Source organism: Paenibacillus sp. EB106-06-01-XG199 (assembly GCF_058791575.1).
In genome coordinates this window covers 586479-603348 of record NZ_JBYTDQ010000003.1, presented here as the reverse complement: position 1 = coordinate 603348, position 16870 = coordinate 586479, and the positions used below count along the sequence as shown (strand labels likewise).

General features: G+C 44.0%; 16 protein-coding genes and 2 pseudogenes. 12 read left to right on the top strand and 6 right to left on the bottom strand.

The genetic code is table 11. The features are described from left to right. Window positions 1-88 precede the first annotated feature (88 nt). The 3 genes and pseudogenes from AC3WT9_RS13535 to AC3WT9_RS13525 form a co-directional block, all read right to left on the bottom strand. Entirely contained in the window at window positions 89-760 is a 672-nt protein-coding gene (locus AC3WT9_RS13535; protein WP_341379346.1) for a LutC/YkgG family protein, read from the bottom strand. After that, window positions 757-2183 (bottom strand): annotated as a pseudogene (locus AC3WT9_RS13530) (LutB/LldF family L-lactate oxidation iron-sulfur protein). The gene AC3WT9_RS13535 and the pseudogene AC3WT9_RS13530 overlap by 4 nt, the downstream one beginning before the upstream one ends. Then, window positions 2164-2928, bottom strand: a complete 765-nt coding sequence (locus AC3WT9_RS13525) for a (Fe-S)-binding protein (RefSeq protein ID WP_341095197.1) — start codon at window positions 2926-2928, stop codon at window positions 2164-2166. The pseudogene AC3WT9_RS13530 and the gene AC3WT9_RS13525 overlap by 20 nt, the downstream one beginning before the upstream one ends. A gap of 167 nt (window positions 2929-3095) precedes the next feature. Between AC3WT9_RS13525 and aldA the strand changes: the two genes are divergently transcribed. The 3 genes from aldA (at window position 3096) to AC3WT9_RS13510 (ending at window position 5721) form a co-directional block, all read left to right on the top strand. Beyond that, on the top strand, window positions 3096-4541 hold the full coding sequence (gene aldA / locus AC3WT9_RS13520; RefSeq protein ID WP_341379344.1) for an aldehyde dehydrogenase: 1446 nt from the start codon (window positions 3096-3098) through the stop codon (window positions 4539-4541). A gap of 148 nt (window positions 4542-4689) precedes the next feature. Next, the gene (locus AC3WT9_RS13515) at window positions 4690-5112 is read left to right on the top strand and encodes an HIT family protein (RefSeq protein ID WP_341095193.1); all 423 of its coding nucleotides are present in this window, start codon (window positions 4690-4692) and stop codon (window positions 5110-5112) included. An 81-nt stretch (window positions 5113-5193) separates the two neighbouring features. Then, complete coding sequence (locus AC3WT9_RS13510; protein WP_341095191.1) at window positions 5194-5721, top strand: hypothetical protein; 528 nt, start codon at window positions 5194-5196, stop codon at window positions 5719-5721. A gap of 154 nt (window positions 5722-5875) precedes the next feature. Here AC3WT9_RS13510 and AC3WT9_RS13505 read toward each other — a convergent pair whose 3' ends face one another. Further along, window positions 5876-6640, bottom strand: a complete 765-nt coding sequence (locus tag AC3WT9_RS13505; protein ID WP_341095188.1) for an SDR family oxidoreductase — start codon at window positions 6638-6640, stop codon at window positions 5876-5878. 267 nt (window positions 6641-6907) lie between these two features. On the opposite strand from AC3WT9_RS13505, the pseudogene AC3WT9_RS13500 reads away from it, so the two are divergent. From AC3WT9_RS13500 to AC3WT9_RS13480, 5 genes and pseudogenes are all read left to right on the top strand, one after another. Next, window positions 6908-7491, top strand: a pseudogene (locus AC3WT9_RS13500) (DUF2441 domain-containing protein). Between the two features lie 366 nt (window positions 7492-7857). Then, window positions 7858-8451, top strand: coding sequence for a chloramphenicol phosphotransferase CPT family protein (locus tag AC3WT9_RS13495; protein ID WP_341380401.1), 594 nt, complete (start codon window positions 7858-7860; stop codon window positions 8449-8451). Between the two features lie 150 nt (window positions 8452-8601). Beyond that, window positions 8602-9300: an SAM-dependent methyltransferase gene (locus tag AC3WT9_RS13490; RefSeq protein ID WP_341379343.1), complete on the top strand. Its 699-nt coding sequence runs from the start codon at window positions 8602-8604 to the stop codon at window positions 9298-9300. A gap of 157 nt (window positions 9301-9457) precedes the next feature. After that, on the top strand, window positions 9458-9973 hold the full coding sequence (locus AC3WT9_RS13485) for a hypothetical protein (RefSeq protein WP_341095183.1): 516 nt from the start codon (window positions 9458-9460) through the stop codon (window positions 9971-9973). An 81-nt stretch (window positions 9974-10054) separates the two neighbouring features. Beyond that, entirely contained in the window at window positions 10055-10210 is a 156-nt protein-coding gene (locus AC3WT9_RS13480) for a hypothetical protein (RefSeq protein ID WP_341379342.1), read from the top strand. Window positions 10211-10489: 279 nt separating this feature from the next. Here the strand turns inward: AC3WT9_RS13480 and AC3WT9_RS13475 are convergent, their stop codons facing one another. Next, window positions 10490-11512 (bottom strand): MBL fold metallo-hydrolase, encoded by a 1023-nt coding sequence (locus AC3WT9_RS13475; protein ID WP_492407639.1) that lies wholly within the window; start codon window positions 11510-11512, stop codon window positions 10490-10492. A 163-nt stretch (window positions 11513-11675) separates the two neighbouring features. On the opposite strand from AC3WT9_RS13475, the gene AC3WT9_RS13470 reads away from it, so the two are divergent. The 3 genes from AC3WT9_RS13470 (at window position 11676) to AC3WT9_RS13460 (ending at window position 14676) form a co-directional block, all read left to right on the top strand. Further along, window positions 11676-12686 carry a fumarylacetoacetate hydrolase family protein gene (locus tag AC3WT9_RS13470; RefSeq protein WP_341379340.1) on the top strand — a complete coding sequence of 337 codons (1011 nt, stop codon included), beginning with the start codon at window positions 11676-11678 and terminating at the stop codon, window positions 12684-12686. A 92-nt stretch (window positions 12687-12778) separates the two neighbouring features. Continuing rightward, window positions 12779-13360 carry a TetR/AcrR family transcriptional regulator gene (locus tag AC3WT9_RS13465; protein ID WP_341379339.1) on the top strand — a complete coding sequence of 194 codons (582 nt, stop codon included), beginning with the start codon at window positions 12779-12781 and terminating at the stop codon, window positions 13358-13360. A 473-nt stretch (window positions 13361-13833) separates the two neighbouring features. Then, on the top strand, window positions 13834-14676 hold the full coding sequence (locus AC3WT9_RS13460; protein ID WP_341379338.1) for a tyrosine-type recombinase/integrase: 843 nt from the start codon (window positions 13834-13836) through the stop codon (window positions 14674-14676). A 98-nt stretch (window positions 14677-14774) separates the two neighbouring features. Here AC3WT9_RS13460 and AC3WT9_RS13455 read toward each other — a convergent pair whose 3' ends face one another. Next, complete coding sequence (locus AC3WT9_RS13455) at window positions 14775-15326, bottom strand: TetR/AcrR family transcriptional regulator (RefSeq protein WP_189029953.1); 552 nt, start codon at window positions 15324-15326, stop codon at window positions 14775-14777. A gap of 164 nt (window positions 15327-15490) precedes the next feature. Here AC3WT9_RS13455 and AC3WT9_RS13450 point away from each other — a divergent pair, with 164 nt between their 5' ends. Beyond that, window positions 15491-16414 (top strand): ketopantoate reductase family protein, encoded by a 924-nt coding sequence (locus tag AC3WT9_RS13450; protein WP_341379336.1) that lies wholly within the window; start codon window positions 15491-15493, stop codon window positions 16412-16414. Window positions 16415-16870: the final 456 nt, after the last annotated feature.

Genomic DNA, 16870 nt, shown 5'->3' with positions numbered 1-16870 from the left:
TGCCACAGAAGGTGCTCATATCCAAAAAAATCAATAGTTTATATTAATAAGTCCCCAAATAAGGGTGCTTGAATGTTAATCATAGAAGCTAAATTAGTACATAGGTTGCTCTCAAAGGCCCATGAACGCCGACAACGAGCTGCATTTCAATATCGGCTGAATTCGAAGGACCGGAGATGAAGTTGATGGAGGAGCCCATAGGCTCACATGCTTGAACTCGCCGGTTTAGATCGGCCGCGGCCTGAGTGGAGCGAAGTACCAGCCTCTTTTTTTCAATAATCGCAATATAATGGGCAGGCAGAAAGTGGAGGGAGCGGCCTTGATCCGGGCGGCTTTCTACGACAATCGTTCCTGACTCGGCTAGTGCGTAGTCGGCGAAGACAATCGCGGTATTGGCGCATTCGGAGCGGAGAATATTCTTCTCTCTTCCTGCCGCTTCCTCCCAGACGTACGAATCCGGGAAGTTTAACCTATAATCGGAAAACCGGGTATCTCCGGAAGTGATTACAGCGCCTCCGCCATTCGCTTGGATCAGATCATCCAATGTTCTCTGCAAAATCTCGGGATTCGACTCAATCAACTGAGTGTGGATAAAAAAGCACTGCTCTTTAAGAATCTCTATCAGCTCACCGGTTGTTAAATCGCCATAGCTGTTTGGAATCCACTCTTTCAGGTCGGGCCGCTGCACATCATGTACACGTTCTCGCCCCAGCTTGGAGGCGATTGTGTTTAGAAAAGACTCCTTGCCTGATACCGTCATTGGCCAGCCCCTCCTTTACGTTTGTCAAACCACGCCCGGAAGCTGTCTTGCTGCTTGACCGGTTGACTAAGATCACGAGCGTTGATCCAGCCGCGGACTAGGCCCGGTCCTCTAACAATTCGTCCCTGCCTGCTGATCAGCTGGCTGGCCGGGTTCGCAAACCGCAGTGCTTTGCCGAACAAAGCTTGGGAAGACAGCAGACGGCTGGCCGCCTTCATCTGAAGTCTATCTCCTGCACCGGTTCTGTTTTGTTCCACAATTTTCTGACGGTGCAGGATAAGCTGCTCGTGAAGCGGGATTTTAACCGGACAGACATCCGTACAGGCTGCACACAGGCTGGAGGCAAAAGGAAGCTCTTTGTAGTCATCGTATCCGCCCAGCAGCGGGGTGATTACTGCCCCGATCGGACCCGGATAAATGGAACCGTAAGCATGCCCGCCAATATGACGGTAGATCGGGCAGACGTTAAGACAGGCACCGCAGCGGATACACTGCAGGGCTTCGTTGAATTCACTTCCCAGAATCTCGGAGCGCCCGTTGTCTACTACGACTAAATGGAACTCTTCCGGACCATCCGTCTCCCCGGCTGCCGAGGGGCCCATTACAGTAATATAGCTGGTCAATTTCTGCCCCACAGCACTTCGGCAGAGCAGATTATCCAAAACCTCCATCTCCTCAAGTGTCGGGACGATTCGTTCCATCCCCATCACTGCAATATGTGTTTTTGGTATGGCGGCTGTAAGATCCCCGTTGCCTTCATTGGTCACCAGATTAATGGCTCCAAGGTTAGCGATGGCAAAGTTGCAGCCCGTAATCCCGACATCCGCCTCCAGAAACTTTTGCCGCAGCACCGAACGGGCAAAACGGGCGAGGTTCTCGGGACTTTCATCACCTGTATATCCAAGCTTCTCAGTGAACACTTTATGGATTTGCGTCCGGTCTTTATGCAGTGCAGGGGCCACAATATGTGAAGGCGGGTCCCAATCATCCATTTGAAGGATATATTCCCCAAGATCGGTCTCGATCAGGTCGCAGCCTGCTTCCATCAAGACATGATTCAGCTCAATTTCCTCGGTGACCATTGATTTGGATTTGACGATTTTTTAGCCTTTTTTTGTACGATGATGTCCCGGATATAGCTGCTTGCTTCCTCTTTGGTTTTTGCAAAATAGATGTGTCCGCTCTTTTTCTCAATGTTATCTGCCAGCTGCGCTAAGTAATAATCCAGATGTTTCAGCGTATGCTGGCGGATTTGCTGGCCGAGGGTACGCCACTGCTCCCAATCCCCGAGAGAGGCTGCGGCGGAAAGGCGCCTGGTCTTCAGGCTGTCCTGGGCTAAGCTTACGGCGCTTCTCATGAAGGGATTACCAAGTCCATCTGTAGTCCGTTCGCTGAAATCCCGTTTATCCGTTTGCAGGCTCATGTCTGGCTTCCTCCTTGGCAGCAGCAGCATTGTGATGGTTCAGCACTTCTGCAATATGCATTATTTTCACAGGTTCGCCCTTGCGGGACAGGCGGCCGCCGATATTAAGCAGGCATCCCATATCTGCGCTGATCAGAATGTCCGCTCCGGTTTCAACGACACAACCGCATTTTTCATCTACCATTTGCTCGGAGATCTCAGGCATTTTCACGGAAAAGGTTCCACCAAAGCCGCAGCAATTATCACTGTTTTTGAGCGTCTCCAATTGGAGTCCCTGTACCTGTTCGAGCAATTGGAAGGGGGTTTCCTTTTCTCCCAGCAGTCTTGTCATATGGCAGGAACGGTGGTAGGTAGCGGTGCCTTCAAGCCTTGCGCCAACATCGGTAATACCAAGCACCCTTACGATGAATTGTGTGAACTCATATGATTTCTCTTTTAAAGCAATCGCTTTCAATTCCCAATGTGGATCTCCTTTGAAAATTTTCGGGTATTCATGAAACATAGCGATACAGGAGCCGGACGGACCCACGACATAATCGGAGCTTTCGAAGGCAAGCATCATGTTTTTCATCGCAAGCTTGGAATCCTCAAGATAACCGCTGTTATAAGTAGGTTGACCGCAGCACACCTGGGAAGCCGGAAAGTCGATTTCACAGCCGAGCCTTTCGAGAACTTGGACCATAGCAATTCCGACATTCGGGGTCATTAGGTCTACTAAACAAGTCGATAAAATACTGACTTTCAATTCGATCCCTCCCAATGCAACCTTGATAAGAATAGCTTAACTCAAGAAGTCAATGAAAAACAACACAAAAACAAATAAAAAATGTGAATGTTGTTGACATAAAATAATGATAACGTTTACACTATGGGAGGATTGAATGGAATAATCTACCTTGAGGGGGAGAGACAGTGGAAAAGCATTTGATGTATATCAACGGCCAGTTTACGGAATCAGAAGGCAACGAGTGGATGAATGTAACCAATCCATCAACAGATGAAGTCATTTCACAGGTTCCCAAAGCTACAAGGAATGATGTGGTGCGTGCCATTAACGCAGCGGAAGAAGCCCAGTCAGCCTGGGAGGAAACACCTGCGGTTGAAAGAGGAAAGTACCTTCATGCCATTGCCGATGGGATTCGGGCAGAGGTTGATATCCTTGCCAGACTGATCTCCGAAGAAGTAGGTAAGACCTTGGAATTGTCCACGGTAGAGGTTAACTTTACAGCAGACTATATGGATTATATGGCAGAATGGGCACGACGTTATGAAGGGGAAATTGTTCAGAGTGATCGTGATAATGAGAATATTTTTGTGTTTAAACGGGCGATTGGGGTCACCACAGGCATTCTGCCATGGAATTTCCCGTTCTTTCTGATCGCCAGAAAAATGGCACCGGCCCTGATCACCGGAAATACGATTGTAGTCAAGCCTAGTGCCGAATCTCCGAACAATGCGGTGGCTTTCAGCAAAATTGTTGACAAAGCTGGCCTTCCTAAGGGCGTGTTCAACCTGGTTACCGGTAAAGGCGGAGAGGTCGGCAACGAATTGGCTAGTAACCCAAAAGTCGGTATGGTCAGTCTAACAGGCAGTGTGCCGGCAGGACAACAGGTGATGAAGGCGGCTGCTGAAAATATCATCAAGGTCAGTCTGGAGCTTGGCGGCAAGGCGCCTGCCATTGTTATGGATGATGCCGATCTGGATTTGGCTATCAAGGCAATCGTGGATTCCCGGGTGATCAATACAGGGCAGGTCTGCAACTGTGCGGAGCGGGTCTATGTGCATGAGAAGATCAAGGACGAATTCACCACCCGTCTGGTCGAGGCGATGAAGGCGGTGAAGTACGGCGATCCGCTGAAAGACAAGGATATTCATATGGGCCCGCTGATTAACAAGGCAGCGCAGGAATCCGTGCAGCAGAAGGTAGACCGTGCAGTACAAGAGGGCGCCAAGATCGCCTGCGGCGGTAAAAAGGTAGAGGGAGCAGGCAGCTTTTTTGAGCCGACGGTCATTACCGGTGCCACCAATGATATGGAAATTGTACAAGAGGAGATCTTCGGACCGGTTATCCCGATCATTTCTTTTGCAAACCTGGATGAAGCGATTGCGCTTGCCAATGACAGTGACTTTGGACTGACCTCTTCCCTGTATACCCGGAATCTGAACGTTGCGATGAAAGTCATCAAGCGTCTCAAATACGGGGAAACCTATATTAACCGCGAGAACTTTGAAGCAATGCAAGGCTTCCATGCAGGCTGGAGAAAATCCGGCATCGGCGGCGCGGACGGCAAACATGGTTTGAACGAATATCTCCAGACCCATGTGGTTTATTTACAATATGATAAATCGGTCAACTAAATTAGTGGAAAATGAATCCTGCACTTATTCGATACGGTCCGAAAGGGCCGTATTTTGTGTGGTTGGATGTAACTCTTTTAATTGTAAACAGCAAATTTTTGGAGCAGGATAGAGCTGTACATAATCATAGGGAGAAAGGATGCAGGACATGGAGAAAAATAATGAATGTATGTATTGTATGGGGGATGAAAGAAGGGACAACCTTATGATTGAGGTGGCTCAGCTAGAGGTTTCGACCGTGTTTCTGTTTAAAGAGCAGACGTATAAAGGCAGATGTAATGTTGTATATAAAGATCACGTAAAAGAGTTATTTCAGCTTACAGCAGAAGAATTATCGGCATTCATGAAGGATGTGCAAAAAGTGGCCGCAGCTATGGATCAGGCTTTTGCGCCAGATAAATTGAATTACGGGGCTTACGGAGACAAGCTGCATCACCTGCACATGCACATTGTTCCTAAATATGCAGATCAAAAGGATTGGGGCTCCACCTTCCAAATGAACCCGGGCGATACTTATTTAACTGACGAAGAATATGTTGAAATGATTGTTCATATTAAAAAGCACTTATAAGCTGGTTAGGTAATATTATCTCATTAGATCGTTTTTCATTAAGCGAACGGTCAGCAAATATTGAAAATTTGGAGGAGCTTAATGGGGACAGATATTCACTGTTTTGTAGAGGAAAAAATGTATCGCACCGGCATAAATGAAACTGACCGGACGGGAAAATGGATATCGATTGACAAATGGACTAAAAGCAGTTGGGCAATTCTTTATCCTGAACGAGATGAAGGACCTATTTGGAAGGTCGAACGAAAGGATATGGTTTTCACAGAGAGGAATTATGACCTTTTTGCAATTTTGGCTAATCAGCGGAATTGCGAGAATCTGCCTTATATCAGTGATCCGCGCGGGTTACCTGAAAACGTTAGTCCAGAGATTCCGCTTCAAATTATAGTTTTAGAGGGCCATAGTACGACGTGGTTTACTGCAAAAGAGCTGTTCGAATTTAATTGGAATCAAGTGTTTGAGTATGAAGATGAGACCATGGACGGTGAGAAAATAAATGGATCCGTCAATTATATGGAATGTGGGCGTACATTTTTAGAAGCCGTTAACCGTCTAGTTGGGAGGAAAAATTCATCGGATATTAGACTAATCATTACGTTTGACAATTAATGAATTGTTGTGGAAGTGACCTAACAATACGATCAACCGAAATAGTCCAATGCAAAACAACACGTAGTGATCTGCACTCGTGTTGTTTTGCATGTTTGGATATCCATACTTTTATATATCATATATGTTGTTGCTAGATCGGCTTGCCAGGCTTTTAAAGATGCGAACCGCCGCTTGCGTCAATCAACTGACCAGTTACCCAGCGGCTGTCCTGAGAAGCGAGGAAGGCGGCGATATCCGCAATGTCTCCGGGTTCTCCCCAACGGTTGAAAACGGATAGGCCTGCCGCATATTTTTGTCCGTCAGGATCGCTTAAAGTTCCTTCATTCATCTCGGTGTTGATGATGCCGGGTTGGATGGAGTTGACCGTAATATTCCGGCTCCCCAACTGCTTAGCCAGCAGCAGCGTAAAGGTATTGATCGCTCCTTTTGTCATGCTGTAGGTGAAGACACCCGGTGAAGCTACCCGCGTCACGAAGGAAGAAATGTTAATGATGCGCCCGCCGTCCTTCAACCGCGGCAAAGCTTGCTGCGTTACAAAAAACGGCGCTTTGACGTTAATCGTCATCACTTCGTCAAAAGTAGCTTCCGTCGCTTCTTGGAAAGTAAGAATTTGCCCGATTCCCGCGTTGTTGACCAAAATATCGAATCCGCCGCCGTCCCCGTGCTCTTGAATCGCTTCGTCCAGCGCCGCGATCAACTCGCGAATGCCGTCAGGCGTGCTCAAATTTGCTCCAATCGCACAGGCGTTTCCTCCGTTTTGGGTGATTTGTTGCACGACCGCTTCCGCTTCATGGCGGCGTTGACCGTAATGAACGGCGACAAAAGCGCCCTCTTGCGCCAGACGTAACGCGACGTTGCGCCCGATCCCCCGGCTGGCCCCCGTTACTAATGCTATTTTTCCTGTCAATTTGCTCATCAGTACTCAGCTCCTTATTTTCTGTTCCTCTATAGTTTTAACATAGAAGCTGTTATGAAATGTTGCTCTCTTATTGCTTCGGGTGGCTGCACTGCCGTAGGTCTAATATTTTTCAGTCCATGGTTAGTCTCATTTATTGATAAGTTTGGCGTTAGTTGGTGTTTCATAGTATAAGTGTAGCTAAAAATTTGATTAAGCTAACGGACAGGATAATGCTGGTACATGCCGAATTTACTTATGTTAACAATGATTGATGGGGGGCAGTTCATGGAAGGAAGCGAATTGTATGTTTATCACATTGTCACCAGAAGTAAGATGGACATTGGGCAGATAATTAGCTTTGACAAAAACCAAAAAAACACCTTATATCACTTCTTTTTTGAGAAGGAGCAGTTGAATTCCAAAGGTGAAGACTTTATTCAAATATTACACCGTCATTATACAAATGACGTGTTAAGATGGATAAAGAGAATGCAGATGTAGCTATTAGATATGTGGAACAAACAATCAGAGCTACTAGAGAAGTAATAGTTGAAATGGTCAGATTGCAAGAATATCCTTCACGATTGTCTTGCTTATACGCTGCTAAGAGCTATGAAGACGCTCTGAAATGGAAAGAGCTTTTCGATTCTTATCATCGAAAAGTTTTGCAGATCGTTAAACTTCGGGTTACTGGGAATATCTTTGAAGGTGACGGTAATCTTTTACCAAAGGAAGATGGAATTCCTTTCTCCCGAAAAATCGAACAGGCCAGAGAATACTGGAAAGGCAATATAAATAACGAACTTCCTGAACTGCTGATTAATGGGGAAATCGAAGTAGTAGAAATTATTGATGAATTCTCTACTTAATTTCAACAAAAGCGCTGAAAAACCACTTCGCTTACGGGATACGGTAGTTGAATCAGTAGTCTATAACCTCCTATTTGAAGCAAGCTATAATTGCTCTAGTAGGAGGTTTTATATGTATCGGATGGTTTAATTGCAGAGAATACCAAGGATTCCGTAAAACGTAGGTTTTAATCCACCTTGGGGTAGAGGGCGACGAAATCCTACGAATGAGTGAGTATATGTGAGATAAACCCTTAAAACCGGGGGACGGGCAGGATAGTTTAATCGTTTCTCAAATATTTTATCAGTTGGATAATTTAATGAACTTTGTGAATATAACGTTATCTGAAAGATGCGCAATGATTATTTTTTGAAGGGATGATTAAATTGAAGCAAGGGATATTAGTTTTTTTAAATGGAACTTCAAGTTCCGGAAAGACCTCCATATCGACTGAACTGATCAATCAGAAAGAGATTCTTTTTTATCATTTATCAATTGATGATTTTTTTAATAATTACAATGATTTTATTAACAATAAATTTCCAGATGAACCTCCAAAGGCAATAGATCATCAAGTTGTCTCTCGAATAGTTGATGATTCCATATTCACTGTGTACCATTCGACAATTAAATTGTTATTAGAATTGGGTTTTAATGTAATAGCGGATACCGTAATCAACACTGACAAGAGGTTTAATGAGTTTCTTGATCAATTTTTCGATCAGCCTACGTTATTTACAGGTGTAATATGCTCGAAAGAAGAACTCATAAGAAGAGAGCAAACAAGAGGAGATAGAACGATAGGACTAGTAGATTCACAGTTTACTCAAGTATATTGCTTTGATGAATATGACCTCGAAGTAAATACGGAAAAGATGAATCCAACAGAATGTGCCGAAAAAATATTACGTTTTATTAAGTCCAATAAGGAATACACGGTATTTAAGAAATTAAGTAAAAGAGAGATTAGTGTGGAATAAAAAGGTTTTTCATCAACTTAAATAGAAGTAACAAGTAGCATAGATAATATGCTCAAAATTAAATCAATGGGAGTTGTTTATATTGAATAATAACATTAGGAAGATGATTGCGGTGATATCTAATTAAAAAAAACGGGAGATGAATTGAACTTGAAAAACAGGTTTCCGCGTACGGCAACTTATGATCCTAACTGGATTAACGAAAACAATATGGGCCCTAACCCATTATGGCTTCTTGAAGACCTAGCTAAGGACATGAACCTTGAGAAAGGCATGAAAATCCTAGATATGGGCTGTGGCAAAGCTATCACCTCTGTATTTTTAGCGAGAGAATATGATGTGCAAGTTTGGGCTAATGATTTATGGGTCGATCCTACGGACAACCTAAAACGTATTAAACAATCAGGTGTGGAGGATCGAGTATTCCCCATAAAGGCTGAAGCTCATTCATTACCATATGCAATGGAATTTTTTGATGCCATCATAAGTATAGATGCTTATCACTATTTTGGAACCGAAGAACTCTACTTTTCTTGGTATTTTCAAAAGTTAGTGAAAAGCGGAGGACAAATGGGTATAGTCGTACCTGGAGTAACCAAAGATATTAACAACCAAGGCGACCTGCCTGAGAAATTGAAAAGTCTTTGGAGCAATGATCTATATACCTTCCGAACGTATCAATGGTGGGAAAATCACTGGGATAAAACAAAGCATGTGACTATTGATTTCGCTAATAATATTGTGGATAGTAAGGAGCTTTGGCTTAATTCAAATTGTGATCAGGAATTGCTTGCCGCGGACGAGGAAAATCTTCTTACTTTCGTTAAAGTAATTGCAACAAAATATTAAATAACGAAGGAAGCTGGTCAATCGACCGGCTTCCTTCTGCTTACGGGATGGATTTGTCTAAATAGGATTCAACTAATGGGAAACGTTAGTTCAGAAAACACATCATTAGGCCGCCGCGGACCAATAGGCGACCTCATTAAGCTAACGAGGCAGGATAATGAAAATGTATGTATGGGATATAAAAGTGAAAAATAAACGTTTTTGGATATGTCCATATTCCAATGATGTTTATAATTGGAGGTTAGAATTTATGCAAAGTAGATTAGAACAAGACATTATTTCAACGGCAGAAAGCTTCACAAATAATTTTTCTGATAAAGGGAATTTTGATTTTAGTGTACAAAGCCTACGTAAAGTAGACGATATTCTTGAAGAATTATGTGAGTATGAAATAGATAATGATTCTTTGGATTCTGTTTCTTCTATGGTTGGAAGTTACATTTTCGAAGTAGCAAGAAGGAATTATGGTGGGAATTATTATTGGATACAAGATAGAAAACAACCTGTTTTAGTCACTGGTGAGCCAGATTTTTCAATTTCAATTTTTGCTTTCGATAAAGTTAGAGGTAGAATTCAGAATGGGAAAGAAGATGACATACCATATTACTTTGATGGTTATATCAATGCAGTTGAAAAAGGTAAGGAAACAGGGTACAGTGCAACAATTGTTTAAGGTCTATGAGATTAAGCTAATGGGAAACGATACTTGAAATGTTGCCTACGTAATGAACGAAACCAATGTAGGAGGCGAAAAATGGAATACAGTATAAGAGCGGTGAATGAAGAAGATATTAATGGCTTATGTAATATTAGAAATAATAAGGACTTGTTTATTAAGTATTTGAAACAACATGAAAATAAAGAAGTATATTTGGCAGTAGCCGCTGAATCGTTAGTGTTGACCCAATAGAAAATCCAAAGATGATAAAGCTCATTACAAAACAAGGGTACGAAGCTATTTCCGAACCATATATAAAAACTGCTATTTTTTACAATGATGATGGGACTACTTATGAGAAAACTTATTCTAGAATTGACTTGAAGAGGTCATTGAGCTAACGGGCAGGTTAGTGATGGTGGCTACAGCCAAAAGTCTTAATTCCGTGGAACAATTCAAAAAAACGGCCGCTGTTCGCATCGTTTGCGACAGGGCCGTTTTTTTTGTTTTTCGTAAGCTGGCTTCAAATTGCTATTCTTGCCAAACACTCATAGGGTCCCATGGCTTGATTTGATTACCATATTTTCCGGCCAAAAAAACTTTCATGTCTTCCAGCTTAGCAGGCACCTCGTTCCAAATTGGAAGGGGGGGTAACCCTCGTTTGCTTTTCAATAGGATGTCCACTGTAACATACAAGCGTTCTGGCTGAATCCAATGAAGGAAGCGGGAAATATCAATTTGCTTGGTCAGGGACAAGGCATCAATTTCGTCATTGTAATGCTTGTTGAACTCGCTGATCAGGTTCAGGAGGTAGTCTCTCTGCTCCTTCACGAAGTCCAGGCCGCAGATGGTGCCATGTCCTGGAATAACGATTTCGGGTTTAATTTCATCAATAATGCGGTCAAGCACTTTAACCCAATTGAGGGTTCCCTCTTCGCTGTATGCCGTACACCCGTTAAACACGACATCGCCGGCGAACAGCACTTTTTCTTTTGGCATCCACAGCAGCAAGTCACTGTCAGAGTGGGCCGGAGCAACGTTGTAAATCATTACTTCCGTATCGCCTAGACGGATGTTGATATCGTCCTTTATCTCAATATTCGGGAGCAACCATTCTACGCCTTCCAGGTCGAATCCTTCAAATTCTGCTGCAAAAAACCGCTCGCCCGAAGTAGATTCCGGAGAATCCTTTCCTCTTCTGATGACGCAGTCCATCCAGGCGATATTTTCGGTAAGACGCTCTCTGGACGCTTCCTTGTGCATAATAATGCAAGCATCTTCAAACACTTTGTTTCCCCAGGTATGGTCGCTATTATAGTGCGAGTTCACCACATATGCGGGATAGCCGCCGTTGCTTACTTCCTTAAAAGCCTCCCGCATTTCCCGCGCATGGAACAAATCGAAGAACGTGTCATACACCAGCCCTTCACCCTTGTTGATGAACCTGGCATTGGCCCAACTGATGCCGCGATACGGCGAAATACCGGCAAAGACGCCATCTGCGACTTCAAAAAATTTAACGCGAGGTTTTTGAATAATACGTCCATACTTCATGAAAATTCTCCTTTGCGTATATGTTTTGGGGTAAGGCATACTGACTATGTCTTATTATAGAGAATGGAAAACAGGAATGCAAGCAAGCGCTTGCATGCATTCCTTCTATGCTTTATGATAGTAACAGAACAACATCACACTACATGGATGGAGGCGCTTAACCATGAAACTAGTAACCTTTCAAACCAATACATCTCAGGAACCTTTGTTTGGGCTTGTAATTAACGAGAAATTTGTCGTGTCTTTTGCCGCAATCATGAAAAAGCAGGGAATATTCGTTGACAGTCTTGAAAGTATGGACAGCTATCTTCATTATTTGCCGGCAAGTTATGATGCCGCTAAGGAAATGATGCAATATGCTGTCGAACAGTTGCATCAATTCAATGAAAATGAAATCAGCCCGATTGCAGCGGTAAACCTGCTACCGCCAGTTCCGAATCCGGCTGCGCTTATCGATTTCGGGCTGACGCCAAGACATCTGAGAAATGCTGGCGTAAATCTGCTGCAAAGAGAATATACAGGGCCGGAAAGAGAAGAACTTACACGTAAAATTGCTGAAAAATTCCAGGAAGATCTGAATAAAGTAACTTTCAGTTATTATAAGTGTAACCATAATGCATTAATTGGCGATGGGGATACGATTCATTGGCCTTCGTACTCTTCCTACCTGGATATCGAGCCGGAGCTGGCCTTTGTTACAGGGAAGGGGAACTGCATTGCAGGTTATCTTGTTTTTAACGACAGTACTGTCCGCGATGTGCAGTGGCTGGATTTCCAGGCGATGACCGGACCGACGCGCTGCAAAGATTTCGATCGCAGCAAAGGAATAGGACCATTTCTGGTAACGCCGGATGAAATCGACAACCCGCTGGCATTGGATGTGGATGTACGCATCGGGGAGAGACTGCACTGGAAGGGAAGCACATCCGAGTATTCTGCACACCCTGCAAAAGTGATGGAGGAGGTTCTCAAAGTTTTCACGCCACTCCCGGGCACGATTATAGGAATGGGGACGATACCGGATTGCTGCGCAATTGAGACCGGAGAATGGCTGTTGCCCTCTGACCGAATCCAGATTACATTTGATAAATTAGGCACGCTCACGCAATTGGTGCCTGATCATGTCAAGATTACGGAACCAAGCCGCTGGGAAAAAAGAAGCGATTTACCTTAAATAAACGTTTATGAAAATGATGAACCCCTACCCTGCTGCATATACAAAACTTGTAGTAGAATAGGTTTAACATATGCAAAAGGAGAAATACAATGCAAACTTCAGACAGAATCATTGAAGCCGCGACACGGCTCATCAAAAAGAAGGGCTATCGGGGAGTAAGCACCAAAGCCATTGCAACGGAAGCTAAAGTCAATGAATCTACGATTTTCCGGCAATTTGGAAGCAAGCAAGGCATATTGGAAGCCATCATTGAAAGACATTCGGATATTCCGCAATTTGAGAAGCTGTTAAAAGAGGACGCGACCGATAATCCGGAAGTCGATCTGCTGAATGTAAGTCAGCAGTACCGATTGTTTTTCCATAAAAATGCGGACATCATTTTGATTGGCATCCGCGACATTGGAATGTTTCCCGAATTGGACAGAGTGCTGGCCGATCCGCCAGTGAAGCTGCACTCCTTGCTGGTTGAGTATTTTGAACGCCTGCAGAAGAAAAAGGTTATAGCCAGACAGGATGAGCGCCTTGCCGCCATGTCTTTTCTCTCGATGTGCTACGGATTTCAGATGAGCGAGCTGATTCACCGGCAATATCAGTCCCAACTCGTCACCGAGGAAGAGTTCTACAAGCACAGTGTCTCATTGTTTGTAAAAGGAATTCTGTCTCAGTCATAAGCTTTGTTGATTTATTTAAATATGCCAAAGACTGCTTTTGCTCGACTAGCTTTACCATTCTTTTCACATTCACAACAAATGCTGTGAGATATGTCTGTATTCGCATACAAAATAGACCTCGGTACTTGGCTGTTGCCATACCGTGGAACCTCTTCATCTCAGCATTTTTATGATGGAAACAAGGTTATTTTCAAGCACTTATCAGAAGATGGGATACGATAAAATTTCATGACGATCTAAGTGAATCGTTGAAATTACAGTTCTGGAATATTAACGAAATCCCACTGGATCAAATAAACAAAGTTCAACGACCAGTCGTTGAAGATTTGCTTAATGGGAATACAAATATTCTTAGAACTTAAACCATCCATTCGTTGAGCTAACGGGGAACGCTAGTTTAATACAGTGGGCAGATTAAAACCTCTCCTTAGAAGCAAACTAGATTTAATAGCTTCTAAAGTGGAGGTTTTGTTATGAACTTTAATGAGTTGTGGAGTTTGTATGAGGCTGACAAAAGCATTCAAGGGTTCAGTCCAAAAACATTAAAAGCATACGCCTTACAGCACAAGATGTTAGTGATGGAGCTAGGCAATCTCGATGTCACAGAGGTAACGTTAACCATACTGAAGGAGTACTTGGCAAAGCAAGCAGTTCGTTTGAAGCCAAACAGCCTTGGTCATCGAATTCGTTTTGTTCGTTCTCTTTTCCGGTATGCTTATGAAGAGACGTATCTGACTTCTAATCCTTCTCTAAAATTAAGAGAACCCAAATTAGATAAGCGCATTCCTAAGTTTTTGATTGAGGAAGACGTCATACACTTGAAAATCTCATGTCAGTCACTCAGGGAAAGAGCACTGCTTGAGTTTCTCTACAGCACCGGCTGCCGGGTTGGGGAGGTAGAAAAAATCAACATCGAAGACCTAAACTGGGAGAACTGCTCAGCAATCATAAATGGCAAGGGATCGAAGCAAAGAGAAGTTTACTTTACGACAGAGTGCAAAGTATGGTTAAAGAAGTACCTGGCCAGCCGTGAGGATTCCTGCAAAGCCTTATTTGTTACCGATACGCATCCAACAAAACGAATGGCTATACCTACGATTAGGTGGGCAATAAAACGGCTTGCAGATCGGGGAGAACTTGAAGTGAATGTGTACCCGCATCGCTTTCGACATACTTATGCATGCCAACTCCTTGATAATGGTGCTCCATTAGATTTCATTCAAGGAATGCTCGGTCATGAGAAGGCATCGACCACTCAAGTCTACGCACAACTCCGCGGCGAACGTCGGAGAGAACTTTATCGACGATACTTTTAGTTTGTAATGGCGACGGATCAGCTTTAGAATTCGTCGCTATTCAACTAAATGCCAGGTTAGTTGCAACGACGATGTTATACTTGGATTAGTAATTAAGTTCACCATAGCTGCAGCCGTGCTTCCAGTATCTTAGTCATCTGTTCGACCATCTCTTCTGGCGTATACGGCATGGATTCGACGATCCACCATTCAATCAACCCCGTAACGGAAATAGATAAGAATTGCGCCATCACATCTCGATGGATACCCGTTTCCAGATTCATGTAGTTCACCACCACGGTGATATTTCCCTTAATGAACTGTGTCATACGATGTCTGAAAGTTGGACTGCCTTTGTTGGTCATCAACACGCGGTAGATCGATGCATGCTCTTTCAGATACGTGAACGCACGAATCAGCAGCTCCCGGGATAGTTCAGTGGCTACTCTTTCCTCCTGTAAACAGCTGTCAACAAGCATCATCAGATACGTCTCCACGCTCTGTTCCAGCAGGTCATATTTGTCTGTGAAATGCAAATAGACTGTTCCGCGGTTGACATTGGCCCGATCCGCAATCCCTTGAATGGTGATCTTCTCAAAATCCTGCTCCTCCAACAACCCGATGAACGCTTGCATAATCATTTGTCTTGATCGCTCGATGCGTCGATCCATGTTTTCCCCCTCTTTCTTGAACATATCCAGCTTTCGTTGTTCATTTCTCAACAAAAGCAGTTACGATTAGCCATTGCGCTTGCTTTAGTTCCAATGATACTTTGATTGTAGTACACAGGTGTTATATATTCAACATCTGTTAATTGCATGGGGAGGGGACTATATTGAACATACTTGTGTACGGAGCAGGTGTGCAGGGAAGCTATTTAGCGCACGTCCTAGTTCGGGGCGGTCATGATGTGACCGTGTTGGCAAGAGGAAAGCGAGCGGAGGAACTGGAAGAGAAGGGAGTGGTCATCCGGCATTACTTTCAGCGCAAGACAACCTTCGATCCGGTTCGTGTGATTCGTACACTTGAGCCGGGTGACTTGTATGACTTGATCTTCGTCATGATGAAATATTCGGACTTTGGGGCTGTGCTGCCGATCCTCGCGAACAACGATAGCCGCAATATTATACTGGTTGGCAACAATATGGATACTTATGCTATGCAGGACTATTTGAAGGCTGGGCGGTCACCCAAGCAGGTCGCATTTGGATTCCAGACTACCGCTGGTATTCGTGCCGATGGGCAAGTCATTTGCATCCGTGGCGGCCATGGGCAGATGATCATCGGGGGATTGAACAGCCCCATTCCGTTCCGCTCCCTGCTGGAGCAGGCATTCAAGCGAACCAAGTACAAGCTCAACTATCATGATCAGATCGATGACTGGCTAAAAAATCACATGGTGTTAGTCGTGCCAATGAACATGGTCATTCTGTTCCATGGCTTCCAAATGAAACAGGTTGTTCGTGACGACAAGAGATTGCGTCAGTTGGTGGCGGCGATGGGGGAGGGCTTTCACGTACTGGATTCATTGGGTTACCCGCTGACCCCGGTGGGTCAAGCATCTTGGATTATCCGGTATCCACGCTTAGTTCGCTGGGCCCTAAAGCTTTTCTTCTTGCTCCCGATTAGTCGGTTGATTGATGGGACGGATGTGGAGCTTAATGCGTTGAATTACACATTCGCCGAGTTGAGGACCAGGTCGGATGTGCCTACGCCGAACTGGGATGCTTTGGAGGCGGAGCGGATTATCCAATCGTAGTTGCTGCGATTTGCTGCCCCCGCTATTGGAGTAGGAATCGAATAGATACAAGAAGTAAATTAGAAAAAATTCGTGATGCTCAAAGAAAATAACTAAGTATGCCGATTCGAAGTCAGCCCCTAAAAACACGATTGAACTAACGGGAAACTTTAGTTCAATAACACACAATGATGAGTAGGTGCTTCGTAGCCTGCTCTTTTTTATTAAGCTAACGGGCAGGATAGTTATAAGACTTTCAAATTTGAGCGCACATCCGGAAACTTCACCGTTTGTTCATGAAGGGATAAAATGTCACCACCATCGGGTTGGCTTCGCCGTAACCCACCGATGTTTACATCAGATTGCGCCCACCATCCAGAAACAGAGGGATCGGGCGCTTTTATTATTGCGAAAATCGTCGGCTATAAATAAACGCTGCAAACAATGCAAAGTATACTTGACATAAAGTGCAAAGTA

What these genes read in the sequence shown, in the direction of transcription:
- AC3WT9_RS13505 (WP_341095188.1), bottom strand. Translation starts at nt 6,640, where the DNA reads ATGAGCAAATTGACAGGAAAAATAGCATTAGTAACGGGGGCCAGCCGG.
- AC3WT9_RS13480 (WP_341379342.1), top strand. Translation starts at nt 10,055, where the DNA reads ATGGAATACAGTATAAGAGCGGTGAATGAAGAAGATATTAATGGCTTA.
- AC3WT9_RS13475 (WP_492407639.1), bottom strand. Translation starts at nt 11,512, where the DNA reads ATGAAGTATGGACGTATTATTCAAAAACCTCGCGTTAAATTTTTTGAA.
- AC3WT9_RS13485 (WP_341095183.1), top strand. Translation starts at nt 9,458, where the DNA reads ATGAAAATGTATGTATGGGATATAAAAGTGAAAAATAAACGTTTTTGG.
- AC3WT9_RS13515 (WP_341095193.1), top strand. Translation starts at nt 4,690, where the DNA reads ATGGAGAAAAATAATGAATGTATGTATTGTATGGGGGATGAAAGAAGG.
- AC3WT9_RS13535 (WP_341379346.1), bottom strand. Translation starts at nt 760, where the DNA reads ATGACGGTATCAGGCAAGGAGTCTTTTCTAAACACAATCGCCTCCAAG.
- AC3WT9_RS13470 (WP_341379340.1), top strand. Translation starts at nt 11,676, where the DNA reads ATGAAACTAGTAACCTTTCAAACCAATACATCTCAGGAACCTTTGTTT.
- AC3WT9_RS13455 (WP_189029953.1), bottom strand. Translation starts at nt 15,326, where the DNA reads ATGGATCGACGCATCGAGCGATCAAGACAAATGATTATGCAAGCGTTC.
- AC3WT9_RS13465 (WP_341379339.1), top strand. Translation starts at nt 12,779, where the DNA reads ATGCAAACTTCAGACAGAATCATTGAAGCCGCGACACGGCTCATCAAA.
- AC3WT9_RS13460 (WP_341379338.1), top strand. Translation starts at nt 13,834, where the DNA reads ATGAACTTTAATGAGTTGTGGAGTTTGTATGAGGCTGACAAAAGCATT.
- AC3WT9_RS13510 (WP_341095191.1), top strand. Translation starts at nt 5,194, where the DNA reads ATGGGGACAGATATTCACTGTTTTGTAGAGGAAAAAATGTATCGCACC.